Annotated in this window: 18 protein-coding genes, 1 tRNA gene and 2 pseudogenes; 6 read left to right on the top strand and 15 right to left on the bottom strand. The window is 59.4% G+C overall.

Features of this window, described 5'->3' with window-relative positions:
• Positions 1–134 precede the first annotated feature (134 nt).
• The 10 genes from MHX66_RS09390 to MHX66_RS09345 all read right to left on the bottom strand — a co-directional run bounded on the left by MHX66_RS09390 (position 135) and on the right by MHX66_RS09345 (position 15654).
• Complete coding sequence (locus tag MHX66_RS09390) at positions 135–815, bottom strand: Abi family protein (protein WP_080722665.1); 681 nt, start codon at positions 813–815, stop codon at positions 135–137.
• 210 nt (positions 816–1025) lie between these two features.
• A complete protein-coding gene (locus tag MHX66_RS09385; RefSeq protein WP_239202509.1) occupies positions 1026–3566 on the bottom strand; it encodes an esterase-like activity of phytase family protein in 2541 nt (846 codons plus the stop codon).
• 149 nt (positions 3567–3715) lie between these two features.
• Positions 3716–4408 (bottom strand): response regulator, encoded by a 693-nt coding sequence (locus tag MHX66_RS09380; protein ID WP_239202508.1) that lies wholly within the window; start codon positions 4406–4408, stop codon positions 3716–3718.
• Positions 4405–7119, bottom strand: a complete 2715-nt coding sequence (locus tag MHX66_RS09375) for a DUF4118 domain-containing protein (RefSeq protein ID WP_239202506.1) — start codon at positions 7117–7119, stop codon at positions 4405–4407. The genes MHX66_RS09380 and MHX66_RS09375 overlap by 4 nt, the downstream gene beginning before the upstream one ends.
• Before the next feature lie 145 nt (positions 7120–7264).
• Positions 7265–7858 carry a K(+)-transporting ATPase subunit C gene (gene kdpC, locus MHX66_RS09370; protein WP_239202504.1) on the bottom strand — a complete coding sequence of 198 codons (594 nt, stop codon included), beginning with the start codon at positions 7856–7858 and terminating at the stop codon, positions 7265–7267.
• Positions 7859–7910: 52 nt separating this feature from the next.
• Complete coding sequence (kdpB, locus tag MHX66_RS09365; protein WP_255717360.1) at positions 7911–10124, bottom strand: potassium-transporting ATPase subunit KdpB; 2214 nt, start codon at positions 10122–10124, stop codon at positions 7911–7913.
• Positions 10121–11773, bottom strand: a complete 1653-nt coding sequence (gene kdpA / locus MHX66_RS09360; RefSeq protein ID WP_239202503.1) for a potassium-transporting ATPase subunit KdpA — start codon at positions 11771–11773, stop codon at positions 10121–10123. The genes kdpB and kdpA overlap by 4 nt, the downstream gene beginning before the upstream one ends.
• Positions 11770–11862 (bottom strand): K(+)-transporting ATPase subunit F, encoded by a 93-nt coding sequence (gene kdpF / locus MHX66_RS09355; protein WP_034992682.1) that lies wholly within the window; start codon positions 11860–11862, stop codon positions 11770–11772. Before kdpF ends, kdpA begins: the two co-directional genes overlap by 4 nt.
• 196 nt (positions 11863–12058) lie before the next feature.
• Positions 12059–14440 carry a maltodextrin phosphorylase MalP gene (malP, locus tag MHX66_RS09350; RefSeq protein ID WP_239202502.1) on the bottom strand — a complete coding sequence of 794 codons (2382 nt, stop codon included), beginning with the start codon at positions 14438–14440 and terminating at the stop codon, positions 12059–12061.
• A 56-nt stretch (positions 14441–14496) separates the two neighbouring features.
• Positions 14497–15654 (bottom strand): YihY/virulence factor BrkB family protein, encoded by a 1158-nt coding sequence (locus MHX66_RS09345; protein ID WP_239202501.1) that lies wholly within the window; start codon positions 15652–15654, stop codon positions 14497–14499.
• A 191-nt stretch (positions 15655–15845) separates the two neighbouring features.
• Between MHX66_RS09345 and MHX66_RS09340 the strand changes: the two genes are divergently transcribed.
• Positions 15846–15918 (top strand) — tRNA-Glu (locus tag MHX66_RS09340).
• An 89-nt stretch (positions 15919–16007) separates the two neighbouring features.
• On the opposite strand, the gene MHX66_RS09335 is transcribed toward MHX66_RS09340, so the two are convergent.
• A protein-coding gene (locus MHX66_RS09335) for an IS3 family transposase (RefSeq protein WP_239202500.1) occupies positions 16008–17236 on the bottom strand; the annotation gives its coding sequence in 2 pieces (ribosomal slippage) (positions 16008–16960 and positions 16960–17236; 1230 coding nt in all).
• Positions 17237–17319: 83 nt separating this feature from the next.
• Between MHX66_RS09335 and MHX66_RS09330 the strand changes: the two are divergent.
• Positions 17320–18632: pseudogene (locus MHX66_RS09330) on the top strand (ISL3 family transposase).
• Positions 18633–18646: 14 nt separating this feature from the next.
• Positions 18647–18809 (top strand): annotated as a pseudogene (locus MHX66_RS09325) (integrase core domain-containing protein); the annotation flags it as partial.
• Between the two features lie 561 nt (positions 18810–19370).
• On the opposite strand, the gene MHX66_RS09315 reads toward MHX66_RS09325, so the two are convergent.
• Both MHX66_RS09315 and MHX66_RS09310 read right to left on the bottom strand, forming a co-directional pair.
• Complete coding sequence (locus MHX66_RS09315) at positions 19371–21140, bottom strand: DUF262 domain-containing protein (protein ID WP_239202499.1); 1770 nt, start codon at positions 21138–21140, stop codon at positions 19371–19373.
• Positions 21141–21566: 426 nt separating this feature from the next.
• Positions 21567–22256 carry a DUF1707 domain-containing protein gene (locus MHX66_RS09310; protein WP_239202498.1) on the bottom strand — a complete coding sequence of 230 codons (690 nt, stop codon included), beginning with the start codon at positions 22254–22256 and terminating at the stop codon, positions 21567–21569.
• Between the two features lie 249 nt (positions 22257–22505).
• Here MHX66_RS09310 and MHX66_RS09305 point away from each other — a divergent pair, with 249 nt between their 5' ends.
• Complete coding sequence (locus tag MHX66_RS09305) at positions 22506–22676, top strand: hypothetical protein (protein ID WP_239202497.1); 171 nt, start codon at positions 22506–22508, stop codon at positions 22674–22676.
• Here MHX66_RS09305 and MHX66_RS09300 read toward each other — a convergent pair.
• Both MHX66_RS09300 and MHX66_RS09295 read right to left on the bottom strand, forming a co-directional pair.
• Positions 22673–23101 (bottom strand): carboxymuconolactone decarboxylase family protein, encoded by a 429-nt coding sequence (locus tag MHX66_RS09300; protein WP_239202494.1) that lies wholly within the window; start codon positions 23099–23101, stop codon positions 22673–22675. The two genes, MHX66_RS09305 and MHX66_RS09300, sit on opposite strands and share 4 nt — an antisense overlap.
• Before the next feature lie 53 nt (positions 23102–23154).
• Complete coding sequence (locus tag MHX66_RS09295) at positions 23155–23889, bottom strand: IclR family transcriptional regulator (protein ID WP_239202492.1); 735 nt, start codon at positions 23887–23889, stop codon at positions 23155–23157.
• 58 nt (positions 23890–23947) lie between these two features.
• On the opposite strand from MHX66_RS09295, the gene leuC reads away from it, so the two are divergent.
• Both leuC and leuD read left to right on the top strand, forming a co-directional pair.
• Positions 23948–25369 (top strand): 3-isopropylmalate dehydratase large subunit, encoded by a 1422-nt coding sequence (gene leuC, locus MHX66_RS09290; RefSeq protein ID WP_239202490.1) that lies wholly within the window; start codon positions 23948–23950, stop codon positions 25367–25369.
• A gap of 104 nt (positions 25370–25473) precedes the next feature.
• On the top strand, positions 25474–26070 hold the full coding sequence (gene leuD / locus MHX66_RS09285; RefSeq protein WP_034973007.1) for a 3-isopropylmalate dehydratase small subunit: 597 nt from the start codon (positions 25474–25476) through the stop codon (positions 26068–26070).
• Positions 26071–26081 lie beyond the last annotated feature (11 nt).

The following is a 26081-nucleotide window of genomic DNA, read 5'->3' as shown; positions in this document are numbered from 1 at the left end:
ATCGAAAGTCCTGGCACCCGGCGGCAACACCCCCCCCGGATTATGGAAACTACAGGGCAGGTAAGCCATACCGGGACCAGCGACTATCCCCATTATCGGGGACACTCACAAGGTAACGGGCGTGCTTTGCTGGCCTAAGGCCTCGTGCGGCGCAAATCCGGAATCCTGGAATTCGATTCTATCCATTGTGCTGCTTGCGGATTGATCCAGTTAGCGACAAGAGACAGGGCGCCCTGCACTCGATCTAGCGCAGTATCTTCGAATTTCAAATTAGGTTTAACTATTGGCTCGTGATGTGCACAACGGTTTCGCAAGGTATAGATGACATCGACTTCGCATCTGAAATCCTGTAATGACGGCACGCCGATATGAGTTGACCTCTTTGTGGAGTTTGACTGGGGAATCGCATGTAGAGTTTTCTGGACCAATGGCCAGATGGTGGATGAGTAGGTATTGGTAAAAAGAAATCTCCAGAAATCAAAACTAAGCTCTGCGATAACTCGACCTGGTGGTGGTGATGTATTCCTGGCGGATCCGGCACGACGCTCAGCTTTTCGAATGGACTTCTTAGCCTGAGCATTGAACGGGATATCCGTATTCGTGTACCACTGATGTCCGTATTTTGAAGACACCGCTAGATCGACACAGTTACGGAGCAGTACCTCGACGTGCTGAATATCTTCGAGGAAGGCTTTGGTGATGCGTGTGTTCCAAAGGTAGAGAGCTTCCGGGTCGGAGTGGAAACTGTAGGTTTTCATCCGTTCTGGTGAAAACCACCTATCCAGGTTGTTTCCTGCGTTGCCGTTGGATTGCATACGTTTCAGTGTTAGGATTGCATTGAAAGCCCCGGAGCGATCCCTGCGTTTTAGACGTACATCACCGGGGTTATTGATTTTCTACAGATTTATTGGGGGTAGCAGGGGAGGGGTAAGTAGTGGGGTGAATAGCCAAGGACGCCTTAGCCGCACGGCATGCGGCCTCGGGGAACAAAGGCTCCCCGATCCGCCAGCTGGCTTTGAGCCTCGCTACTTCACCTTGCCCAGGCGTAGGAAGACGGTCTCGCCGGTGGCATCCTCCAGCGCGTCATTATCCGTCACCGCGTACATCTGGCCATCCGCCGCGATGGTGAAGCCCTCCAGCTTCTCCTGCGTCCAGCCATTGGTGGCGCGTAGCTTCGGCAGCACGTCCACGGCTAGCTCCTTGTTCACCATCGGCAGCGCGAGACCGTTCGCGCTAGCGGCTGCACCCTCAGCACGGCCCTCAGGCAGCGTCACCTTCATTACGCGCTTGACCTTCGCATCCGGACCGTTCAGCTTATCGCGCTCGATCACCAGCAGGTGCTTATCGTCCAGCGCGGTGATCTCCGACAGACCCATCCAGTCGCCCTTGCCGGCCGACTTCTCCAGCTCGTAGCCGAACCACTGCCACTGCTTGGTCTTCGTGTCGTACTTGCCGATGCGCGTGGTGTTGTCGCCTTCTAGCGCCTCGCGGTCCTTCGCCTCCGGGTCCTTCCACAGCGGTCGCTGCACGGCGACGAAGAGCTGTTCCACGCCGTTTTCGTCCTTTGTGGAACTGACGCCCTCTAGTCCCCACTTGCCGATGTGCTCAGCCACGTCGGCAGGTAGTTCGACCGCAGAGGTGATGTTGAGGTCTTTATCGGTGTGGAAGAGACGGTTATCCTTGCCCTTCTTGCCCTCGGAAGCGATCCAGAAGCCCCCGTCGGCAGCCACGGAAATTCCTTCGATGTCCAGATCCTCAGCCGGGGCACCGTCACGCTTCACTGCGCGGCGTTCGGTGATCACGGCCGGCTGCTTGGAGGCATCGATCGTGTAAACCCAGCCGTTCGCGTACGCGGAGTCGGAGGCCGCGTACAGGCGGTTGGCGTCCTTCGGATCGGCGGTCAGAGCACCCAGCGCACCCCAGCCGATCGGCGCATCGCCCTGGTCGGCGGAAACAATGGAGGGCTGGGATTCCTGGCCACCCAGACGATATAGCGTCACCGCGCTGCGCACGGCGTTGTCCGGCTCGTCGACCTCGCTGGATACAGCGAGCATGTTCCGCTCCGGGATCGGCAGGATTCCCTCCGGGCCGTTGGTGGTGAACAGCATCTGCACGAACTGCGGGTTCGCTGGATCGTTGACGTTGTACACGGCAACGAAGTTGGAGCGCTCGGAGCCGACGAAGGCGTAGTTGGTGCCGTTCATCTTGGCGGTGGCGATCCCCTCGATCTCCACGCCCTTCTTCTTGGCGCGCTTGTTGTTGTGCAGGCCGTGGCGGATGGCCAGGTTCTCCACGGAGTTGCCGGCATCCCAGACGATCTTGCCGGCCGTATCGAAGACGGTCCAGCCGCGGGTGCCGCCCTTCCAGTCGCCTTCGTTGGCGGTGGCTACGTGGTTATCGTCGATCCAGGCGATGGCGTCCGGCTCGCGCGGGGAGGCGGGCAGGGTGTCGGTGGGGTTGATGATCTTGTCGGACTGGGTGTCCACGCCCTTGACTTCGGCGCTGCCTGCGCTGAAGACGTTGGTGATGCGGTTGGACTGCAGGTCGATGATGGCCACACCGTTGTTCTCCTGCAGGGTGACGGCCAGCTGGTTCTTGCCGTTAATGCTGACGTACTCCGGCTCCAGATCCTCTGGGGTATCCAAACCGGCCTTCTTTACTACGTTCAGCAGCTTGCCGTTGTCATCCTCGAAGCGGATCGGGGTGGCCTTCCAGTCCTTGGCATCCCCGGACAGGTCGATGGTCTGCACAAAGCCGGTGGGCAGCTGCGGCAGGTTGCCGTCGTTGAGTTCCTCGTCGCGCTGGTTCTCCATGGCGATGGCGGCCTTGGGGCTACCCGGCGCGCCAGCGGGGGAGATGGCGATGGAGTCCGGCTGCCCCTGCAGGTCGATGGAAGAAACGCGGGTGCGGTCGGAGATGCGCACGATGTCCACACGCCCCTTCGGGTTGGCGAAGTCCCCGGCCGTCTCGTCGATTACCACCAGCAAGTAGTCGCCGTACACGGCCACAGAGGTCGGCTCGTCCTTGGCGTGCCCCTGTGCCTTCAGATCCAGGGTGCCCAGGCCCTTCGGAGAGCTCGGGTCGCTGATGTCGATGAAGCCGATGCGCTGCGCCAGGGCATCCGTGTGGATTAGCGTCTTGCCGTCCTTGGAGACCGTGGAGATCTCCGCCACGGTCTCCGCGGACTTGTCCTCGCCCTCGGGACGGTTTTCGTACACCGGGTAGGTGGCGGTGCGCTCAAACGTGGACTGTGCGTCCGGGGTGCTTGGGTTACCTGGGTTGCCCGGCTGCAAGGAGCCAGCAAGGCCGCTGGAACCGGGTGCGCTGGAACCAGGTAGGGATGAGCCGGCAGTAGACCCAGCAGAAGACCCAGCCGAGGAGCCGAAACTGGAAGATCCCAGGGTGGATTCGACCACGGTCTCGGAGCCTACGGTTGCGTGCGCTGCGGGGACTGCGGCGAAGGGAATCACCGCTAGAGCCAGGGAAATCCCTGTGACCTTGCGCTGGGAGCGCCGAGCACGCTGTGCACGCTGGGAGACCGAGTTTTTGAAGTTGTTGAGCTGCATGAAGAGCCGCGCCTATCTATGTGCGAATTATGAATAAAACCAGACACATGTTTCCACCTCTTTTTTGCGCCAGGTTTACGGCAACATGGCCGTCAGGTGAACTCATTCGCGGTGTTGGTTGACCCTTCGCCGGCGCTGGCGGCACCACGTCACAGCACCAGGCGGTAACCGATGCCCGTCTCGGTCGTGAAGTACTGTGGGTTACTCGGATCAACCTCCAGCTTCGACCTCAGCTGAGAGATATAGACCCGCAGGTAGTTCGTCTCCTTCTTGTAGGCCTGCCCCCACACCGCTTGCAGCAGCTCCACCTTTGTCACCAGAGTTCCGCGATGGCGGATCATGTGCTCGGCAATGCCCCATTCCCGCGGGGTCAGATGCACGTCCTGCCCGTCGACGGTCACCCGCTGGTTCGGTAGATCAAACACTACGCGTCCGTCGGAGGTCTCCACCACGGGCTCCTCCGGAATCGGCGCGCCGGGCGTCCTTCGCCGCGCCGCCCGCAGCCGGGCCAGCAGCTCGCCGACAGAAAATGGCTTGGTCACGTAATCGTCCGCGCCCTCATCCAGTGCGTTAATCTTGCCCGATTCGTCGTGGCGTGCAGAAACCACCAGCACCGGAATATCCGTCCAATTCCGCAGCGCGCGCAGCACTTCCAGGCCACTCAGATCGGGCAGCCCCAGATCCAGCAGTACCGCCTGCGGGTGCCACTTCGAGGCCACCTGAATCGCCTTCGTCGCCGTCGTCGCCACCTGCACGTTGTAGCCGCGCGCCCGCAGGGTTACTAGCACCGCGTTAGCTAGCGCTACGTCGTCTTCGACCATCAAAATCTTTTCGCCGCTCATGGCGCTTCTCCTTGTACTTTCTTCTGGACGCCACGTTCTTCACCGTCTTCAAGTTCCCCCGTTGCCGTTGGAAGGGAAAGAACCAGTGTGGCGCCTCCACCTGGGGTGTTACGGGCTTCGAGGCATCCGTTCATGGCTTCGGCAAAGCCACGGGCGACAGCCAAGCCCAAACCCAGCCCGTTGTGGTTGGCCGACTGATCGCCGAGGCGCTGGAAGGGGGTGAACACGTCCGTAAGGTGCTCCGAGGGGAAGCCTGGGCCGTGGTCGACAATTGCAAGCTCCACGGCGCCTGTTTCTGCGCCAGTCCGATCGTCGGCACCTGCCAGATCGTCGGCACCCGCTGCAACCTGCTGGGCGTGCAGTTCGATCCGGGAATTCGGCGCGTAGGTGCGAGCATTAACCACAATGTTCGCAATGATGCGTTGCACTAGACCGGCATCGCCTAAGACGGGCGGAACGGTGGCGTCAATAAAAGAATCGACGTGCTGTGTTGCCTCGGGCAGCTCCGCCAGAACTGCGTCGACCACGGTGTTGTAGTGCACCTTGGCGCGGTGCACGGCGACGGTGTTGGAATTCACGCGGCTCATGTCCAGCAGGTTGCCGATGACGGTCTCCAGCCGATCGGTGCTGGATTCGATGGTTTCCATCAGCAGCGATCGGGATTCTTCATCCAACTCCATGTCGTCCATGTTCAGCGCACTGACTGCGGCCTTGATACCGGCCAGGGGAGTGCGCAGGTCGTGGGACACCGCGGTGAGCAGAGCGGTGCCCACACGGTTGCCGGCCTCCAGCGCGGCCGTTGCCCGGCGCATTGCATCGATCTCCTCGCGGTCGTAAATCGCGGTGATCCGGGCGCCGTGAGCTTCGATCATCGCATCCTCGGCAGGGGTCAGGTCGCGCCCGTCGAGGACGAAGCGCATGCCATCACCTGCACCAACATGCGACGGTGCCTTTTTGCTAGGCCACGGCACACCGATACCACCCGGATCGGTGGTTGCCATCGTGACCCACTTCTTGCGTTCCTTCGAATACTGCTGCAGGTCTACCCGCTCCAGGTTGAAGGTTTCCCGCAAGCGAGCAAGCAGACTGCGGATGTCGTCGCCTTCGTCCAGCGCACCGCGTGCTAAGTCGGAGAGCACAACGGCCTGGCCGAGGCGCCGGTTGGCAATAGCGCGGCGCCTCTCTGCAATATCCACGACCACCGCCACCGCTGCAGAAATGACAAAGAACAGGACTATCTGCACCAGGTTCGCCGGCTCGGTCACCGTGAGGGTGTGATAGGGGTGTGTAAAGAACCAGTTGGCCATGACCGAGCCGATGATCACCGCCACGATAGCCGGGCCGAAGCCACCGGCCAGGGCTGCGAAAACTGCGATCGTCAAATAGCCCAAAAGGATGGAACCCAAGGCCCCGCTTTCGCGGAAGAACGGCAGCACGAGGAGCGTTAAGAGGATGGGGCCTGGCACGGCCAGCAACCACCCGATCCAGCGGCGCGTGGGGCTGAGCTGCTTCGAAGTATCCAGTCCCGTCCCGCGATCCCGGGTGAGCCCCATTAACTGGGAAGCTTTCCGAAGCACTCTCTTAGACATCTTCGTGGCATCGTCGTCGGACGAGACACTAGATGTAGAAACGATGTGCACGTCGATGCGTCCGGAACCGTCGATGATCTTGTGGGCAGTGGAGCTAAACAGCCGGCTCATGCGCGTGCCCAGGCCGATCACCAATTGTGAGGCGTTGACGGTCCGCGCGAACTCTAGCAGGGTGTTGGCAATGTCATCGCCTTCGATCACGCGCCATTGTCCGTCGAGGGATTCGGTGAGTTCCTGTAGGCGCCGCAGTCGCTCGGGGAGATCAACCCCCAAGGCTTCGTCGGCGCCGGAGACGTAGACCACCAGCATCTCGCGCCCGGCCACGCGCTGGGTGATGCGAGCCCCGCGGCGGATCAGCGCTTCGGAGACATCATCGCCGCGCACGGCGACCACCACGCGCTCCCGGGTCGGCCAGTTTTCCTTGATCTTTTTGTCTTCGCGGTATTTCGCCAGCCCCTCGTCGACCTTGTCGGCCAGCCACAACAGACTCAGTTCGCGCAGGGCGGTCAGGTTGCCTACGCGAAAGTAGTTGTTCAGCGCGGTTTCGGCCTGTTGCTGGCGGTAGACCTCACCGCGGGCCAAACGGATCCGCAAAGCGTCGGGGGAGAGGTCCACCAGCTCGATCTCGTCGGCGTCCCGAAGCACCTGGTCCGGCACGGTCTCTAGCTGGCGCGTACCGGTGACAGCCGAGACCACGTCGTTGAGGGATTCCAGATGCTGGATGTTCATCGTGGAGATGACGTCGATGCCAGCATCCAGCAGCGCGTACACGTCGTGCCAGCGCTTGATCGCCTCGGCCGGGCGACTGCTATCAGCGTTGTTCTCGCCCACTACGGTGTGTGCCAACTCGTCAACCAGGACGATCTCCGGGTGCGCTTCGAGCGCTGCCTCGAGATCCAGCTCCTCGTAGTGGCCACCGCGGTAGGGAACCGATCTGCGCGGTAGGGTCGGCAGCCCCTCGGCGAGCTTTCGGGTGCGCTCGCGGCCGTGATCTTCCACGATGCCGATCAGCACGTCCCGCCCGCGGTCGTACAGGTCGTGAGCTTCGCTAAGCATGGCATACGTCTTGCCCACACCAGGGGCGAAGCCGAGGTACACCTTCAAAGTGCCACGCTTAGTCATTGTCGTTACTCCTGTTTTTATCGTGCGCCGAAAATTTTTTTGGACGCCACGCGTCCGAGCGCTAGTGCCTGTTTTACACCGCCAGGCTGTCCGCGCCCGGAAAATGCGGGCACGTGTTTGTGCCCGCGCCAAGGGGCCTAGCGCGCTATAGCTCGCTGAGCGCCTTATTCAGCTTGACCACGTTCACCGGCGCACCGTCGGCGCTACCTGTGTAGTTGCCCTCGGTGGCCTCCGATACCAGCTGCTCCACTTTCTGCTGGTCCAGGCCGCGTTCCTTCGCTACGCGCGGAGTCTGTAGCTTGGCGTAGGCAGTGGAGATGTGCGGGTCCAGGCCAGAACCGGAAGAAGTCACGGCGTCCACCGGAACCTCGTCAGGCGAGACTCCTTCGCGCTGGGCGATTTCGTCTCGCTTTTTAGCGATAGCCTCCTGGTACTCCTTGCTGTAGGGGGAGAGGTTGGTCGCGGAGGACGCCATGGCGTCATAACCATTGTCTCCCGCAGCAGAAGGACGCGGGAAGAAGAAGCCCGGCTTTGTGACTTCCTGGGCGATAAGGGTGGAACCGGCGGGCTGGCCTGACGCATTGGTGATCATCGAACCGTCCGCCTTGGCGGGCATAATCCGCCCCACACCCACCATGAACGCAGGGTAAACGATGCCCAGGATCAGCGTGAGCAGGAAGAAAATGCGCACTGTTGTAGAGGCCAGACGCAGGCCATTGCCAGATGTTGCGCGTGCCATGGGATTACTGTGTTTCCTTTCAAAAGGGGCCGGCAAAAGCAGACCCGCAGGGTTAGAGTCCGAAGACTCCGGAGATAATCAGGTCGATGATCTTGATGCCGATGAACGGCACGATCACACCACCGAGGCCGAAGATGGTCAGGTTTCGCGAGAGCAGGGAGGCTGCGGAACCCGCGCGATACTTCACGCCCTTCAAGGCCAGCGGGATCAGCGCGATAATCACCAGCGCGTTGAAGATCACGGCGGACAGGATCGCGGACTCGGGGGAGTGCAGACGCATGACGTTCAGCGCGGACAGGCCTGGGAAGGCAACGACAAACATCGCCGGGATGATGGCGAAGTATTTCGCAATATCGTTGGCGATACTGAAGGTGGTCAGCGCACCACGGGTAATCAGCAGCTGCTTGCCGATGGCCACCACGTCGATCAGTTTCGTCGGGTCAGAATCCAGATCCACCATGTTGCCGGCCTCCTTGGCGGCGGTGGTGCCGGTGTTCATGGCCACGCCCACGTCGGCTTGAGCCAGGGCAGGAGCGTCGTTAGTGCCGTCGCCGGTCATAGCTACTAGGCGACCTTTAGCTTGTTCCTTGCGGATCAGCTCTAGCTTCTGCTCCGGGGTGGCTTCCGCCAGCACGTCGTCCACACCGGCCTCGGCAGCGATGGCCTTCGCGGTCAGCGCATTATCGCCGGTGACCATGACGGTGCGAATGCCCATCTTGCGTAGCTGCTCGAAGCGCTCGGTCATGCCGGGCTTTACTACGTCTTTCAGGTGAATGACGCCCAAAACTCGGCCGGTGAGGTCCTCACCCTGGGAACCCAGGGCGATCTCGGCGACAACCAGAGCGGTGCCACCACTGTTGGAGATGTCGTTGACGACGTCGGTGATGGAAGGCGGGACGTCACCGCCCAGGTTGGTGACGAGCTTGGCAACCTCGGACGCAGCACCCTTAACGATCTTGCGGCTCGTGGCATTGCTGCGGGCGGACCATTCTGTGTGTTCCCCAGCGCCGGCGGGCAGCTGAATGCCACTCATGCGGGTCTGAGCGGTGAAGGGGATGAACTCGGCCTCGCGGAAGGTTTCCTCGGGAATGACGAATCCAGATTGCTTCTCGGCGAGCTGCACGATGGAGCGGCCTTCTGGAGTTTCGTCGGCCAGCGAGGACAACTGGCAGGCGTATACGAGCTCTTTCTGGTCGATGCCTTCCATGGCCACGAACTCGCTGGCCTGTCGGTCACCGATGGTGATGGTGCCGGTCTTATCCAACAGCAGGGTGGCAACGTCACCGGCTGCCTCGACGGCTCGGCCGGACATGGCCAGCACATTGTGCTGCACCAGGCGGTCCATACCTGCGATGCCGATGGCGGATAGCAGCGCACCGATGGTGGTGGGGATGAGGCAGACAAGCAGGGCAACCAGCACCACAGGGGACTGTTCTGCGCCGTTGAAAGCAGCCATAGGAGCAAGCGCCAGAACCACGATCATGAAGATGATGGTCAGCACGATCAGCAGGGTGCCCAGAGCCAGTTCGTTCGGAGTCTTCTTACGCTCTGCGCCTTCGACGAGGCCGATCATGCGATCCATAAAGGACTCGCCCGGCTTGCTGGTGACGCGGATAGCGATGGCATCGGAGAGTACGCGGGTACCACCGGTCACGGCGGAGCGGTCACCGCCGGATTCACGGATAACGGGTGCGGATTCGCCGGTAACAGCGGACTCGTCGACGCTGGCGGCGCCCATAACGACGTCGCCGTCGGCAGGGATCACGTTACCTGCGCTCACCAGAACAATATCGCCTGGCAAGAGGGACTCGCTGGAGACTTCCTCGCTGACGTCCTTAATGCCTGCACCGGAGTCCTCCAGTGCGCGAGCCAGATGGGGATCGTTGACGTCGGAGCCGCCGAACTTGAGTGCATTGGATTGGGTGCGAGTGGAACGAAGGGCGTCCGCCTGTGCCTTACCGCGGCCTTCGGCAACGGCTTCGGCCAGAGTGGCGAACAACACGGTCAGCCACAGCCACACTGTGATTGACCAGGTAAACAGTGAGGGGTGCGCGATCGCCAAAATGAGGGTAAAAAGCGCGCCGACTTCCACCAGGAACATCACTGGTGTCTTGTACAGCAGGCGCGGGTCCATCTTCTTCAGCGCCAGCGGCAGGGCTTGCTTTAGCTGGGCTGCGGAGAACGCACCTTCGTTCTTCTTGTTGTGCTTGGCTGGAGCCGAGGCACGCTTCGCGGTGGAGCGGGAAGGGGCATTGAGGGTTGTCATGACAGGGCCTCCGTCAACGGGCCGAGAACCAGGGTGGGCAGGAAGGTCAGGGCACCAACGATGATGGCGATGCCGACCATCACTCCCACGAACTGCGGGCGGTGGGTGGGTAGGGTACCGGCGTTTTCAGCAGCCGGCTTTTGCTTAGCGAAGTCTCCTGCCAAGGCCAGAGCCATCACGATCGGCAGGAAGCGTCCCAGCAACATGCACAGACCCAGGGTGATGTTGAACCACGGGGTATCGGCACCGAAGCCGGCGAATGCGGAACCGTTGTTGTTGGAGGCCGATGTGTAGGCGTACACAATGTCGCTAAAGCCGTGCGGTCCATCGGCAGAAACTGACTCGCGGGTGTCCGGCAGCATGGCGGAAATACCCACGCCTGCCAGCACCAACGTTGGCATAACCAGGATGTACAGGCTCACCTTGGTGATCTCGGAAACGCCGATGCGCTTGCCCAGATACTCCGGGGTACGGCCGACCATCAGGCCGGCGACGAACACGCTGAGCAGGGCGATCATGAGCATGCCGTAAAGGCCGGTGCCCACGCCGCCGGGGGAGATCTCGCCCAGCATCATGTCCAGGATCAGCATGCCGCCCGCGAGTGGGTGGTAACTCGAGTGGAAGGAGTCCACAGCGCCTGTGGACGTCATCGTGGTGGTGACCGCGAAGAAGGAGGAAGGCAGCACGCCCAGGCGGTACTCCTTACCCTCCATACCGCCACCCTGGAATGCGGCCAGGGAGGTCTCGCTGGACATAACTACTGCCAGGGAGGAGAAGTACAGCACAGCCATGGCTGCCAGAACGGCCCAGCCCTGGCGGGTATCGCCCACCATCTTGCCGAAGGTGCGGGTCAGGCTGACCGGGATCACCAGGATGAGGAAGATCTCCAGCATGTTGGTCCATGCATTCGGGTTCTCGAACGGGTGGGCGGAGTTGGCGTTGAAGTAGCCACCACCGTTGGTGCCCAGCTCCTTAATGACCTCCTGCGATGCCACTGCACCGCCCGGGATGGTCTGCTGGCCACCCGTAATCGTCTCGACGGTGGTCGGGGCGTGGAAGTTTTGGATCGCACCCTGGGAGATCAGCAGGATCGCCCCGATGATTGCCATCGGCAGCAGGATGCGGAACACAGCACGGGTCAGATCCACCCAGAAGTTGCCGATCTGGCCGTTGCCCATGCGGTTGGCCAGGCCACGGATCAGTGCGATGGCCACGGTAATGCCTACCGCGGCGGAAACGAAGTTCTGTACAGCCAGGCCAGCCATCTGGGTGAGGATGGTCATGGCTTCCTCACCGGAGTAAGACTGCCAGTTGGTGTTAGTCGTGAAGGAAACAGCGGTGTTCCACGCCTGGTCCCAGTGCACGGGTTCCTTACCGTGGTTCAGGGGAAGCCACTGCTGCACGCGCTGCAACAGGTAGACGAACACGACGCTGATAGCGGAGAACGCCAGCAGGCTTGCACAGTAGCGAGTCCACTTCTGCTGGCCGTCGGGGTTTACACCGATGAGTCGGTAGAAGCCACGTTCGAAGCCATTGTGCTTCTTAGCAGTGAACGTGGTGGCCATGTAGTTGCCCAGCGGCACATAGAACGCTGCTAGGGCAATAATGACCGTGATGACAGGGATCCACCCTGTGATGCTGCCACTCATGAGAACTTCTCCGGGTTCAACAGGGCAACCAAAAGGTAGATGATGGCAAGGATCCCCAGGACCCCACCGACGATCAGTTCCCAGCTCATAGCTTATCCACCGCCTTCAAGGCGGCACCCATTGCGCCGAACAGCGCGCAGGTTACTGCAACCATTACAAAGTCAAAAAGCATGGGAATATAACAACACCGTTGTCACCCCATGCTTATGACTCTTTACGCTTTCTTAACGCCCCTCCTTAACACCGCCTTTTGACGCCCCGACCTGCGCCGGTGCAGGCGGATGATTATTCGCCATCGATCGGCGTTGGCTGCAGCTTCCAGACCTCAGTGGCGTAGTCGCGGATCGTCCGGTCAGAGGAGAACCGTCCCGATTCGCAGATATTCACCCATGCCTTCTGTGCCCAACCCTGTGGGTTCGCAGCGTAGTCAGCGGCCATGCGGTCGCGGACATCGCGGTAGTCTGCGAAGTCGCCCAGCACGTAATAGGTATCGGATGCGTCCTCGCCGAAGCCGTGAATCAGCGACTGCTTCAGATCGTAGAACCATCCCGTGTAGTCATCGTGCAGGGTGCCGTTATCCAGCGCATCCAAGGCGCGCTTGAGGCCGGGCACGGATTCGTACAGCTCGTAGGGCTTGTAGTCCGCGCGCAGCTCCGGCAGCTCCTCCTCGCGGGCGCCGAAGATGTAGGCGTTCTCCTCACCAACGGAATCCACGATCTCTACGTTCGCGCCGTCCATGGTGCCTAGCGTCAGTGCGCCGTTCATCATGAACTTCATGTTGGAGGTACCCGAGGCTTCCTTACCCGCGGTAGAGATCTGCTCCGAAATATCGGCGGCCGGCAGGATGTGCTCGGCGGGGGAGACGTTGTAGTTCTCCACGAACACGACCTTCAGCAGCGGGGAAACCACCGGATCGTTGTTCACCAGATCCGCGATCGCGTTGATTAGCTTAATGATGGCCTTCGCCCGCGTGTATCCCGGCGCGGCCTTCGCACCGAAGATGACGGTGCGCGGCGGCAAACCGCGCTGGTGGTCCTCCTTGATACGGAAGTACAGGTCCAGCACGTACAGGGCATTCAGCAGCTGGCGCTTGTACTCGTGCAGGCGCTTGATCTGCACGTCGAAGATGGAATCCGGGTCGATCACCACACCCTGGCGCTCGGCGATCCACTCGGCAAAGTCGTGCTTGTTGGCAGCCTTGATCTCGCGGAGTTCCTGCATGACGCTCTCGTCGGAGGCGTAGCTGCGCAGTTCCTTGAGATTGTCGAGGTCGGTGACCCAGGCGTCACCACCCGAAAGGCGAGTAAGTAGCGCAGACAGGCGAGGGTTAATCATCCGCAGCCAGCGGCGCGGCGTAACACCGTTGGTCTTGTTGTTGAACTTCTCTGGCCACAGCGCGTGCCAATCGCCGAGGGTATCGCGTTTGATGATCTCCGTGTGCAGTGCGGCCACGCCGTTGATGGAGTACGCGGCGTAGCAGGCGATCCACGCCATGTGCACCACACCGTGTTGGATCGGGGCCATTCTTTGGATGGTGACGCCATCAATGCCCTCCGCCGAGCGTTCGATGCGGAAGCGACGGTCGATCTCGGCGATGATCTCCCAGACTCGCCAGAACAGCTGCTGGAAGATCTGCTGATCCCACTGCTCCAGGGCTTCGGTGAGGACAGTGTGGTTGGTGTAGGCGAAGGTGTTGGAGACGATCTCCCAGGCTTCCTCCCAGCCCATGCCGTGCTCGTCCATCAGCAGGCGCATGAGCTCCGGGATGGCCAGCACCGGGTGGGTATCGTTCAGCTGCACGGAGTGGTAGTCAGCGAAGTTCTTTAGATCCCCGTGGTGGGCCAGATGGCTGCGGATCATCGCCTGCAGGGAGGCAGAGGTGAAGAAGTACTGCTGGCGCACGCGCAGCTTCTTGCCCTCGTAGGTTGTGTCGTTCGGGTAGAGCACACGGCAGATGTCGCTGACGCGCTCGCGCTCGATGATGGCCTCGGTGAAGTGCTGGGAGTTGAAAGCGTCGTAGTCGAACTCCTCCCACGGCTCGGCCTTCCACAGGCGCAGGGTGCCCACGTTGTGGGTGCCGTAGCCGGTGATGGGCATGTCGTAGGGGATCGCGCGGACCTTCATGTCGTCGAAGTGCACGATCAGCTGGTCGGAGGCGCGGCGGATGGTGAAGGGGTATTCCTCTTCGCGCCACGGGTCCGGGCGCTCGACCTGGAAGCCGTTGTCGAAGGACTGGCGGAACAGGCCATAGCGGTAGAGGATGCCGTAGCCGGTGACGGGGTAATCCTGGGTGACGGCGGAATCCAGGAAGCAAGCGGCCAGGCGGCCCAGGCCACCGTTGCCCAGGGCGGCATCGTTTTCCACTTCCAGGACGTCGGTGAGCTCGTGGCCGAGCTCGCGGGAGGCGGCCTGAGCCTCCTCCACCAGGCCGAGGTTGGTGAGGTTATTCAGCAGCGCGCGGCCCATGAGGAACTCCGCGGAGAAGTAGTGCTGCTGGCGGGTGGCGTTGTAGGTCTGGCGGGTGCGCTCCCAATCGTCGGCGATGCGTTCTTGGATGTTGCGGGACAGTCCCGTCCAGAACTTGCGGGTGGAAGCGTGCTCGGGGTTGGTGCCGGCGGCGGCGCGGACGTGGCCGCCAACGGTGGTGGAGTTCAGTTCGTGGCTCATAGGTACTGATTCTATGGTGCCGGCGGGGAACTCGCTGGTCGGGCGAGGGGCGGGGGTTAGGGTTCTTTGGGCTGTTCTTTTGACGCCGATTCGGTTCGCAGCTGCGCGGCCTGCTCCTCGATGCGGCCGTGGAGTTGGCTGAAGCCCTCCACCGCAGCGGAGGAGCGGGGCGGCACCTGGATGATGTGCTCGGAGTGCAAACCGGCCTGCAGTTCGCGCGTGCGGGCGATCTCCGCGTCCAGCTTCACGCCGAGGAGCAGCAGGGAGTTGCTGATCACCAAGCCGATGAGGCCGACAATGATGCCGCCCAGGGCACCATAGAGGCCCACGTAGCCGAAGTTGTTCAGGTAGACCCGCAGCAGCAGGCCAACGATGGTGATGCTGATTAGCGCGAACGCGGAACCGACTGTTAGCCACCGGATGCGCCCGAAGCGCACGTTGGGGGCGCCGTTATAGAGGATGGCGAGGAGTATTACCGCGACGAAGACAATCACCGGCCAGCGGACGTACTGCCAGACCGGCAGGAAATGCTCTAAGACGAAAGTAGTGAATCCCTGCCAGTTCAGGGGCTCGGCAATCTTGTCTAGCAGTGGCCGGGCGATGTCTTCGCGCAGGAAGTATGCGCCTGCGATGAAGACCAGTCCGATTACCAAGACCAAGGTGATTCCCCACATAGCCGCCCAGGTTCTGACGAGGCTGCGGCCTTCGCGCCGCCCATACATTTCGTTGGCCATACGGGAAAACGCGCGAACGTATGCGGAGGAGGAGAACAAGGCGAACAGCACGCTGATCACCAACATGGTGATGGATTGCTCCGTGGAGCCGATGACCGTGGAGACCACGGTTTGGGCATTGCTTTGGAAGTTATCGGGAATGTTCTCCGCGATGAACTCGTCGGTGAGGGCCGTGACCTGGTCTCGGTTCTGGTCGAGCACCAGCGTGGTGATTGCGTAGAAGGCCAGCAGGGTTGGCAGCCCGGTGAGCAGGGTGAAGAAGCTCAGCGTGGCGCCCTTGTCGAACAGTGCGTTGAAGAAGATCTCAAAGTAGAGGCGCTTGGCGATCACCTTCCACGTGGAAGGATCCAGCCAGCGGTGCTCCCGCACGACTTCCTCGTGATAAGTCTCGGATGACAGTGCCGGAGTAACCTGCCCACCGAGGGTGGGAACGATGCGTTCGTCGGCGGGATGCTCGTCCGGGGAATCTTCAACACTCATCAGTTATTGAAGATACCTGGTGATAGGCGTTTTTGTGGCAGGCCGCGGCGTGGTAGCGTCATAGTTTCTTTAGATATGCGCAAGGAACGCATAAACGACAAGAAACAGTGCGTCACCTGCGGATTAGGCAGGAAAAGGAACTACTGTGTAGAGTTACCTTTCGTTCGCAAGTAACGCAACGCACGAACAATGCCCCGTTCGTCTAGCGGCCTAGGACGCCGGCCTCTCACGCCGGTAACACGGGTTCAAATCCCGTACGGGGTACAAATTTTTAGCACGGCTTTCGGGTCGTGCTTTTCGCCGTTTAATCGGGTTAAAGGACAAAAGGTGAAGCGTCCTGGTTTTCGTTCCGCTTATTTAACGCCCAACGTTTGAGCGCCTGATCGTTGATAGTAGGCGTCCTCCATCTCCTGTGGAGTGATATATCCCAGGGATTGATGAAGTCGCTGGTTGTTCCACCAGTGCACCCAGCGAAGGGTGGCGATCTCGACTTCACCGACCGATGTCCACGGCCGGTGGGGATAAATCAGCTCTGTTTTGTAGAGCCCGTTGACCGTTTCAGCCAACGCGTTGTCATAGGAGTCGCCAACGGTGCCGACAGATGGATCGATACCCGCCAGGGCGAGCGCTTCACCGTAACGGATCGACACATATTGCAAGCCGCGGTCACTGTGGTGGACAAGCCCTTCTGAGCGAAGATCACCAGCGTGATACAGGGCGTGCTCAAAGGCCTCCAGCGGAAGTTCATCGGTACGCATGCTCGCCCGAGTCGCCACACCGACGATCTTCCTGGAGTACACATCGGTGATAAACGCGGTGTAGGCAAAACCAGACAAGGTGCGCACATAGGTGATGTCAACGACCCACAACCGGTGCGGTGCGGGAGCAGTGAAGTCACGGTTGACCAGGTCAGGGCGGCCATCCGGCACGTTGGCCCGAAGCGTTGTCATCGGTGTGCGGCCACGCCTGCGGCCGTGAATGCCAGCTTGCTTCATCAAACGCGCGGTCTGATCACGACCGATGTTCCAGCCGGCGCGCTGCATAGCCTTCCACATCTTGCGGACCCCGTAGACGCTGAAGTTGTCCTCGTAGACCCTCACCAATTCAAAAATGAGCAGCGCATCCGACAAACTCCTCGCCGACGGCGTTCGTGTTTTCGCTGCTCGGTAGCCACGAGAGGTGATGAACCCACATTCTGTCTCTTTCAATGTGCGACAGATAGCCTCGATTCCGAAGCGATCGCGATACGCATCGATGTATTCGATCATCTTCTGGTGGGACGGTCGAGTTCCGCCGCGAAAAAAGCTGACGCGGTTTTCAAGATCTCATTAGCCCTGCGTAGCTCCTTAACCTCTTTCCGGAGCCGCTTCACTTCGTCAGCCGTTGACTCGCCGGCGCCAATCTCAACATCGGACGAGGCCATATTCGGCTTCAACCAGTCGTTGAGCGTGTGCGCTGGAATGCCGAGCTTTTCACCGATCTCTACGGCTGCACCCCATTTCGAGCACCCTTCGAGCTCAACGAGGTCTTCAGCCAAACGCACTGCCTTGGCCTTGAACTCGTCACTGTACTGCCTTGGCATGATTCCAATCCTTCTCTAGAAATGATCGGAACTAAACCCAGGACACTTCACACAACCATCTAAACCCACCAGGGACCCGTACTGTGAAGCCTACTGGAAACCTCGTCGCCGACATTATCTGCCGTACCGCGGAAATCGGGCTTGCCATCACCGGTGCCGCTGATGCCGGACCGCTGACCATCATTGAGGCCACGCCAGTAACCGTTATCGGCGTGTGCCCGGACTGCGGACAGCAAGGAATGCTGCGCGACCACATCACCCGTCGACTCGTTGATCTTCCTGTTGTTGGATTTCCCACTAGGCTGCCGTAAAAGTCCCTAGATTCCGGTGCACAGCCGCCTCATGTAAGAGAAAGATCTTCCAAGAATCTTTAACCTGCGCTGATGACGGCGCCAAGCTCACTGACCGGGTTACCCGCTGGATCTTGCAACGCCTTGCTATTGACCGGATGAGTGTGTCAGCTACCGCCAAAGCACTCGGTGTGGGCTGGGACCTGGTCAATAAAGTCGCACTGAACGCCTGCCGCCAGCTTGTCTACGGCGACCCCTGCCACCTAGACGGGGTTCGCGTCCTCGGAGTCGATGAACATGTATGGAAACACACCAGAAAACCAGGCCAGGCATCAAACCTGGTGACCATACTCGTTGACCTCACCCCGCTGGTGGACGGGCGTGGGCCTGCACGTTTGTTAGACATGCGACCGGGCAGGTCCGCAGACGTGCTCAGCGGGTGGCTTAAGGAACGCAACCCCAGCTTCCGGGAGCAGATACAGGTAGTGACCATGGATGGGTTCACCGGATATGCCACCGCAGTCGAGGAGCAACTACCACAGGCGGACAAAGTCATGGACCCTTTCCATGTAGTGCATCTGGCAGCCGACAAGCTCACCAGTTGCCGACAAAGACTCCAACGCGAGACCACTGGGCGCCGCGGACGCAAAGATGACCCGCTGTATAAGCACCGGCGCACCCTGTTGACCAGGACGAACTATCTTACCGAGCGGCAAAAGCAACGCTGAGAAATGTTGTGGGCCACCGATGACGACTACGTGGCCCTAGAAGTAACGTGGTTGCTCTACCAAGACATGATCGCAGCGTACGCGCATCCGAAGAAATCGGAAGGCAAAGAGCTCATGGAACGCATCATCCACACCCTGCGTAAAGGATTACCAAAAGGCTTAGAAGAGCTCGCTCAACTGGGACGCACCCTGTGGCGTCGACGCAAAGATGTGCTTGCCTACTTTGATATCGGTGCATCCAACGGCCCCGTCGAGGCAATCAACGGCAGACTCGAACACCTACGTGGCATCGCCCTAGGATTCAAAAACCTCAACCACTACATTTTGCGGTGCCTGATCCACTCCGGACAACTACAGGACAAAATCAACGCACTCTAAAACTGGAAGGGCCGATTAACGGTCTCTACAAAGCGGAATTAATCCATGCGCACAGTCCGTGGACGTCGGTCGGAGAAGTCGAACTGGCCACCTTGCGGTGGGTTCCATGGTGGCACACCCAGCGTTTTCACGAAGCGTTGGACCTCGACACCCCAGGAAGTGGAAACCGAGTACTAGCTCACCGACCCCATCAACACAGAGCCATAAAAGAAACGGAACTATAAATCCAGGGCGCTTCAAATGTCCCGATGTGCAGTTTGGGGATGGCTACGTCAATGGAACCGACTTAGGGGTCGGTTTGGCCGTGGCGGTATCCGTTACGGGTGTTGGTTCGTTGTGTGGTGAGACGGTGGCGCACCCGGCACCGCAGGCGCTGTCAGCTAGGGCAGAAAGAATCCGGTTAATGAAGTCGCCGAGCATCTGGCACAGCAAATCTAAGGAGACCTGGGGCAGCAGCTTTTCGAGATAAGCAGTCGGGCGATTAAATAAGAAGCAGCGGGTATCGTGGGTGCATTCTTTTTGAAAATGGGTAAAAGTTGATTCGAAAGGTATCCACGGTGGTCGCCCTCATGCGCACTGACACGAGACATATTACGGGTTACAGATACACCATGCTAAAGGGCACAAACCTGAATGAGATCCAACTCAGGAAAAGGGGAAAATCTGTAGGGCTTACAAATAAAATGTATTAGTCCGTGCAAATAACCAAACTTTCAGATCCATAGTGCCGGGTTACCGTTATGCTGACCAGATCTCACATGCCAACCCGATTAATTCCTCTTGTCTTTCTCGGGCAAGTTTGTTATTCCATTGACCAGTTTCGACTGCTCTCTGGAGAACCTTGTCGTTGTCAAGGATATATTCGCTTAAAACTTGCGATTTGCTCTCAAAATCATCATTCCGAAGTTCGTTATTTACCTTACCTGGCAGTAGCATAAGGTTACCTAACTTAAACACCCATGCGTTTCGTCTACTTAGTTCTGATTTGCTCCCTTGGGGCTCTATATGTTCGATCGATTGTTGTGTGGAAAAATCCAAACTGCAGTTGACATTGGATCGAGCTATTTCCTCAAGTATGTATCTAATCCTGAATAGGTACTTACTTTTGTTACTAGAGTAGCTCAGTTTCTCTAGGCCCGTAGAGAACTGCTTATCTGTAACAGCCTTCCTGGATCCTTTCTCAAACTCGAGTCGTGCATTCCTGATATCATCGATATTCCGAGCTAAAGAAACTGCGGTTGCCGCCCTTCGATAGATTTTTCTGTGTGTTGAGGTGGAAGAGCGCTGGGAAATTGACCATCGGAACTGATAGTTCCGCACGTTTTCAAGGAATTCTAGTAGGACCTTTGTCTTAAACCAGTCATTCTCAAAATACTTTCGGAGTAAAGAAAGTAGCAACATATATGGTTGGGTAGCTTCGGTGACTAAGATCCCGTATAATTGACGGGTTATAGCGTCGTATCTTTGACGTGTCCACTTGCCATGTTGATCTAGTTCGTCAGCAATAACCTTCCAATCGTGGGATGAACCATTGCTGCCCAACGTGTTGTTCAGAGCATGGAATATCTTTGCTGAAGTCAGCATGTCGGTTAGGATTGAACGGCTAAGGCTTTCCTTTCGGGCACTGTCTGCCGTTTCTAACATGCTTTGTAGTGATCTTGTGATCCTCTTCTCTTCGATTGGGTCGTTAGAAGGTTGCGAACTTTGTGCGATCGAATTCCAATGGTAATAAAGGAATTGTTGGGGATCTAATTTAGTGTATTTGGAGTCCTCGACAAGCTTCATGACATTTTCCCAAAGTGCTTCCTCTTGATTTGCAGGCTCTTCGGGTAGGTTGGAAAAGAGGGTATTCTTGACTAGGTCGACTGTGGTCAAGCTTTGGCCGCGATCATTCAAGGTTTCAAAAATACTGAATGCATCTTGTCTACTGTCAGCTTCGATGTAGACAGCTTCAGCTCGAAGCACAGCGTCGCGTATTTGGTCTAGCTCTTCTAATGGATCTTCCGATCCTTTTATCGACTGCGTAATGAGTTCCTTAAATTTATTTTGTGCCTTAACCTCTTTGGAGTCGGGAGCCTGGCCATTAGGGTAAATGCGATCCTGCTCCGGGACTAGAACATTCTCAAAAAGTCGTTGTTGTGCGCCATTATCTTTGTTTGTTATTCGGTATCTTTTATTGCCGTCATCGTCAAGGTCTTCTATATAAGTTTGTATTCCGCATACCTTTCCGGGGGCGTCTAGTTTATTATATTCGTCTCTCAGGACTGATAGTAGAATAAGGGTGGTGGTGAGGCGTTGCTGGCCATCCACAATTTCTCTGTTGGAACCAACGCTCACGCTGACGACCATGCTCCCTAGGAAATGGCCGTGGTTGCTTGTTCTAAGATCGTTATAGAATTCTGTAACATTCAGTTCATTCCATGAGTACGGTCGTTGGTACCGTGGGATCGTGTGTTGGCCGAGTTTGAGAATTTGGCTTAGGGGTTTGGATGTTGCTTCGAACCGCATGTCCTCATCCTTGATGTTAGTCTGATCTTACTTATATTTATTCTAGCATAGCTGTTAGGCTATTACGTTTTTGAATTAGGTGCTAGGTGGTCGGGGTGTCGTTGATTATACTACGATTTTCCAGAGTAGACATCCATTGTTTGGGTGCTAAGAATATAGGATTGCTCGTCGTTGTTCGTTTAATCTATTGCCACAAATAGCGGTTGGTCTACTATTAAGATTATTTGTTTGTGTTTAGCGTTGAGCATTTTTCTAAATGCCTGTGGTTGAACCGCGTTCTATCCGGGTGCACGATACCGTGATCTTTTCATGGTTGTTTTACCCTTAAAGTTAGTCTTAAGCCCGAGATCGTGGATTGATTGGGTTTCGCTTTTCGGTGATTATGTTGGATTTGTGATTCCAATTTTTCTTAGTAAGATGACGTCCTTAACGCACAACCCTCACGGTCGCGCCGCCGAAAATCGACAGCCCGCGGATCAGCAGCAGGGGAGCGTCCTCCGGCAAACTATTCGGGTGAATCGCGCCGTTCTCCACCACCAGCTCGTTGCCGCCGAAAACAGCCAGGCCGCCCATATCAACGCGCACGCCCTCCGGCACCAGCACATCCGCACCACCAAAGCAGCTTTTCAGCCACAGCGTGGTCACCGGATCGCTAAACCGGCATTCCCGCAGGTCAAAGTCCGAACCGCCGAAGATATTGAAGTTCCAGTGAGCCTTCGGCACCTGCCACGCCGCCTTCGTCACCCCGCCGAATATCGCTAGGCTGAAGCCCGTCTCGGAGCCCCCGCCAGTCACCAGCGACCGCGACCGCGCAAGTACCATTTCACGGTGGCGTTGGGCGTCCGAAGCTTGGTGAGCAGCCCACTCCACGTCACTCGGGGCGCGGTGCGCAACCGCAGTGCTCGCGCCAGGTCCAAACAGCAAACCCGCAGGCTCGTCCACCAGATCGTCCAGCAAGTCCACCAACTCGCTACGCTGGGTCGCAGCATGCGCCTTGCCGGACCTCTCGTCGAACTCCGAGATGTTCAGCTGACCATCGGCCATCGCCCTGGACAGCGCGTCCACGGTGGCGGATCGTTCCTGGTCGGTACAGCGCTTGTCCTTGTACTCGCTCATGGTTTTACCCTACTAAAGGAGTCTCCCATTCTCTCCCCATATCGCGTAAATCTGGACTGGCTCTGGGGCACGCCACCCGGCAACGACGGCACGCCCGCCACTGTTCGCGCCACTCTTTTTGGTATTGACGCCCACACCTCAGCCGAAGCCTGGCTCCTTACCCTCTCGGCGGACGAGGACGGTCGGCGGGGTGAGGGAGGTTGGGGCGCCGAGCTGGTCAACCCCGACGATACGACTGGCCCGGCTCTGGTGGACATCACCTCCGCCGGCGAGGACGTGGCCGACGGAATCGAGGACGGCACGCAGAACCTCTATGAGTTCCTTGCCGAACGAGTCGCCCGTGCCGAGCGCGCCGAGGCTGGCGAAACCCGCGGCGCCGACGAGTTGACCGTGGAGTGGCTCGAGCTGCCGCGTACTTAATCCTCCAACGGGCCGAGCTCCGCGACCAGAACCTCCTGGGCTACCTTCATCGCCGACAGGGCAGCGGGGGCTCCGCAGTAGCCGGAAGCGTGGATGATCGCCTCCGTGATCTCCGTGCGCGTCAGGCCGTTCTCCAGCGCGCCGCGGACGTGCCCGCGCAGCTCCTCAGTCGCGCGCAGCGCCACCAGCATGCCGATGTTCAGCAGGCTGCGGTCGCGGCGGGCCAGGCCGTCGCGGGTCCACACGGAACCCCACACGGTCTCAGTGACGTGCTTCTGCAGCGCCTCGCCATCGGAGCCCGCGTTACGCTCGAGGGCAGCATCCACGAATGCGTCGCCCATTACTTCCCGGCGGACCTGAATGCCCGCCTCAAAACGCTTGTCGTCGGTGGCCGGATTCTGGCTTGCGGGGTTTTCGCTGGTCATGGTTGTGATTCTCCTAAGGGATGTGCGGTATTGTGTCTCTAAAAATTTTTCTGCTACTTCCGCAGCAAGTTCTCCAGCTGGCGGGCGGATTCCTTCAAGTCCGCGCCGAATTTCTCTGCCGGGTGCTCACCCATGCGGGCCACGGGGCCGGAGATAGAAAGGCAGGCAATCACCGTTCGATTCTGCGCGTCCGCCCCGAAGACCGGCACGGAGGCCGAAGCTAGGGAGGGGTCGCGCTCGGCGGAGGATTCCGCGATCCCCTCGTCGGCGATCTTCTCCAAGTCCTCGCGCGTGTACGCGGCATCCGGCAGCACCTGGTTCTGGAACGCTTCTGGCGCATAGGCAACTAGCAACTTGGCGGCGGAGCCCGCGGTCAACGTCATCCGATGGCCCACCGGCACCGTATCCCGCAGGCCGGTGGTGGGCTCGGCGTTGGCGATGCATACGCGCTCCATCCCGGAGAGGCGGTATAGCTGCACGGACTCGCCAGTCTTTGCCATAAGGTCAGGCAGGATGAACTCTGCGGCGTCCTCAAGACGAGAAGAGGTAGACGGCGCCATCTCGGACAGGGCCGGGCCAGTGACCCACGCACCGTCCACCCCGCGCTCGATCAACCTGTGCTTCTCCAGCGCGACGGCGATACGGTGCGCCGTGGCGCGTGGCAAGCCGGTGATGGCGCACAGATCGGAAAGGTTGCGAGGTTCTGCTGCGATGACCGTTAGAATGAAGATCGCACGGTCCAAAACTTGAATGCCGCTTGTTGCGGGAATTTCCGTATTGTGTCCCATGATTTGATACTATACATTCCATCCAGTGGAACTGTATAGCGGACACAGAGGAGAGACCGTGACGAACCAACCCTTAACCCTCGCGGAGAAAGTCTGGCGCGACCACATCGTTGCAGCCGGAGAAAACGGCGGCCCCGACCTGCTGTACATCGACCTGCACCTGGTGCACGAAGTTACCTCGCCCCAGGCATTCGACGGCCTGCGCCAGGCCGGTCGCAAGGTTCGCCGTCCGGACCTGACCATTGCCACCGAGGATCACAACGTCCCCACCATTGGCGTGAAGACCGGCGACCTGCAGGAAATCCAGGAGCCCACCAGCCGACTGCAGGTGTCCACCTTGCGCGACAACGCCAAAGAGTTCGGCATTCGCCTGCACTCCATGGGCGACATCGAACAGGGCATCGTCCACACTGTTGGCCCCCAGCTGGGCCTGACCCAGCCCGGCATGACCGTCGTCTGCGGCGACTCGCACACCTCCACCCACGGCGCCTTCGGCTCCATCGCCATGGGCATCGGCACCAGCGAGGTCGAGCACGTGCTGGCCACCCAGACTCTGCCGCTGAAGCCCTTCAAGACGATGGCCATTGAGGTTTCCGGCGAACTGCAGCCGGGCGTGACCTCCAAGGACCTGATCCTGGCCATCATCGCCAAGATCGGCACCGGCGGCGGCCAGGGACACATCATCGAGTACCGGGGCGAGGCCATCGAGAAGCTGTCCATGGAAGCCCGCATGACCATGTGCAACATGTCCATCGAGGCCGGCGCCCGCGCGGGCATGATCGCCCCCGACCAGACCACCTTCGACTACCTCGAAGGGCGCCCGCACGCGCCGAAGGGCGAGGACTGGGACGCAGCCGTGGAGTACTGGAAGTCCCTGCGCACCGATGACGACGCGCAGTTCGACACAGTCGTCCACATCGACGGCTCCGCACTGACCCCCTTCGTCACCTGGGGCACCAACCCCGGCCAGGGCCTGCCGCTGGCGGAATCCATCCCGCAGCTGGAGGACTTCACCAACGACAACGACCGCCTCGCCGCCGAGCGCGCCATGGAGTACATGGACTTGAAGCCGGGCACCCCGCTGCGCGATATCAAGATCGACACGGTCTTCCTCGGCTCCTGCACCAACTCCCGCATCGAGGACCTGCGCGCCGCCGCGGAGGTCGTCAAGGGCCGCTCTGTCGCCGAGGGCACGCGCATGATCGTTGTTCCTTCCTCCACGCGAGTGAAGATGCAAGCGGAAGAAGAGGGGCTAGACAAGATCTTTATTGACGCCGGGGCGGAGTGGCGCACCGCAGGTTGTTCCATGTGCCTCGGAATGAACCCGGACCAGCTTGCCCCGGGCGAGCGTTCGGCCTCCACATCCAACCGAAACTTCGAAGGCCGCCAGGGCAAGGGCGGGCGCACCCACCTGGTTTCCCCACCAGTTGCCGCCGCCACCGCCGTGACGGGCCACCTTGCAGGCCCGGCGGATCTGTAAGACAGACCGCTAGATACCCGCACAAGACCCGCCTAAAAATTTTTCGAGCCTCCCCGCCAGCGACCTAAGTAGCAGGTGGGGGGCAGAAAGCAGAAGAGAACACCATGGAAAAGTTCAACACCCACACTGGCGTGGCGGCACCGCTGAACCGCTCTAACGTCGACACCGACCAGATCATCCCCGCCGTCTACCTGAAGCGCGTGACCCGCACCGGCTTCGAGGACGGCCTGTTCGCCGGCTGGCGCAAGGACCCGGAGTTCGTTCTGAACCAGGAGCCCTACAAGAACGCCTCCGTGCTGGTGGCCGGCCCTGACTTCGGCACTGGCTCCTCCCGTGAGCACGCCGTCTGGGCACTGATGGATTACGGCTTCCGCGTGGTTCTATCCTCCCGCTTTGCCGACATTTTCCGCGGCAACTCCGGCAAGGCCGGTCTGCTGGCCGCCCAGATGGAACAGAGCGACATCGAGCTGATCTGGAAGCTCCTGGAACAACAGCCGGGCGCGGAAATCACCGTGAACCTGGAAGACCGCACCGTCACTCTGGGTACCCACACCTTCGGCTTCGACGTGGACGACTACACCCGCTGGCGCCTGATGGAGGGCCTGGACGACATCGGCCTGACCCTGCGCAACGAAGAGGCCATCGAGGCCTTCGAATCCCAGCGCGCCAGCTTCAAGCCGCGCACCATTCCTGCAAGCTAGCGCAGGCCAGC

Source organism: Corynebacterium sp. ACRPH, from assembly GCF_022347285.1.
In the GTDB taxonomy this organism is placed as follows: Bacteria; Actinomycetota; Actinomycetes; order Mycobacteriales; family Mycobacteriaceae; genus Corynebacterium.
This window is presented reverse-complemented; position numbering and strand designations above follow the sequence as displayed.

What these genes read in the sequence shown, in the direction of transcription:
- MHX66_RS09380 (WP_239202508.1), bottom strand. Translation starts at nt 4,408, where the DNA reads ATGAGCGGCGAAAAGATTTTGATGGTCGAAGACGACGTAGCGCTAGCT.
- MHX66_RS09375 (WP_239202506.1), bottom strand. Translation starts at nt 7,119, where the DNA reads ATGACTAAGCGTGGCACTTTGAAGGTGTACCTCGGCTTCGCCCCTGGT.
- MHX66_RS09315 (WP_239202499.1), bottom strand. Translation starts at nt 21,140, where the DNA reads ATGCGGTTCGAAGCAACATCCAAACCCCTAAGCCAAATTCTCAAACTC.
- MHX66_RS09300 (WP_239202494.1), bottom strand. Translation starts at nt 23,101, where the DNA reads ATGACCAGCGAAAACCCCGCAAGCCAGAATCCGGCCACCGACGACAAG.
- MHX66_RS09310 (WP_239202498.1), bottom strand. Translation starts at nt 22,256, where the DNA reads ATGAGCGAGTACAAGGACAAGCGCTGTACCGACCAGGAACGATCCGCC.
- MHX66_RS09385 (WP_239202509.1), bottom strand. Translation starts at nt 3,566, where the DNA reads ATGCAGCTCAACAACTTCAAAAACTCGGTCTCCCAGCGTGCACAGCGT.
- kdpA (WP_239202503.1), bottom strand. Translation starts at nt 11,773, where the DNA reads ATGAGTGGCAGCATCACAGGGTGGATCCCTGTCATCACGGTCATTATT.
- MHX66_RS09390 (WP_080722665.1), bottom strand. Translation starts at nt 815, where the DNA reads ATGCAATCCAACGGCAACGCAGGAAACAACCTGGATAGGTGGTTTTCA.
- kdpB (WP_255717360.1), bottom strand. Translation starts at nt 10,124, where the DNA reads ATGACAACCCTCAATGCCCCTTCCCGCTCCACCGCGAAGCGTGCCTCG.
- kdpC (WP_239202504.1), bottom strand. Translation starts at nt 7,858, where the DNA reads ATGGCACGCGCAACATCTGGCAATGGCCTGCGTCTGGCCTCTACAACA.
- leuD (WP_034973007.1), top strand. Translation starts at nt 25,474, where the DNA reads ATGGAAAAGTTCAACACCCACACTGGCGTGGCGGCACCGCTGAACCGC.
- kdpF (WP_034992682.1), bottom strand. Translation starts at nt 11,862, where the DNA reads ATGAGCTGGGAACTGATCGTCGGTGGGGTCCTGGGGATCCTTGCCATC.
- MHX66_RS09295 (WP_239202492.1), bottom strand. Translation starts at nt 23,889, where the DNA reads ATGGGACACAATACGGAAATTCCCGCAACAAGCGGCATTCAAGTTTTG.
- MHX66_RS09345 (WP_239202501.1), bottom strand. Translation starts at nt 15,654, where the DNA reads ATGAGTGTTGAAGATTCCCCGGACGAGCATCCCGCCGACGAACGCATC.
- malP (WP_239202502.1), bottom strand. Translation starts at nt 14,440, where the DNA reads ATGAGCCACGAACTGAACTCCACCACCGTTGGCGGCCACGTCCGCGCC.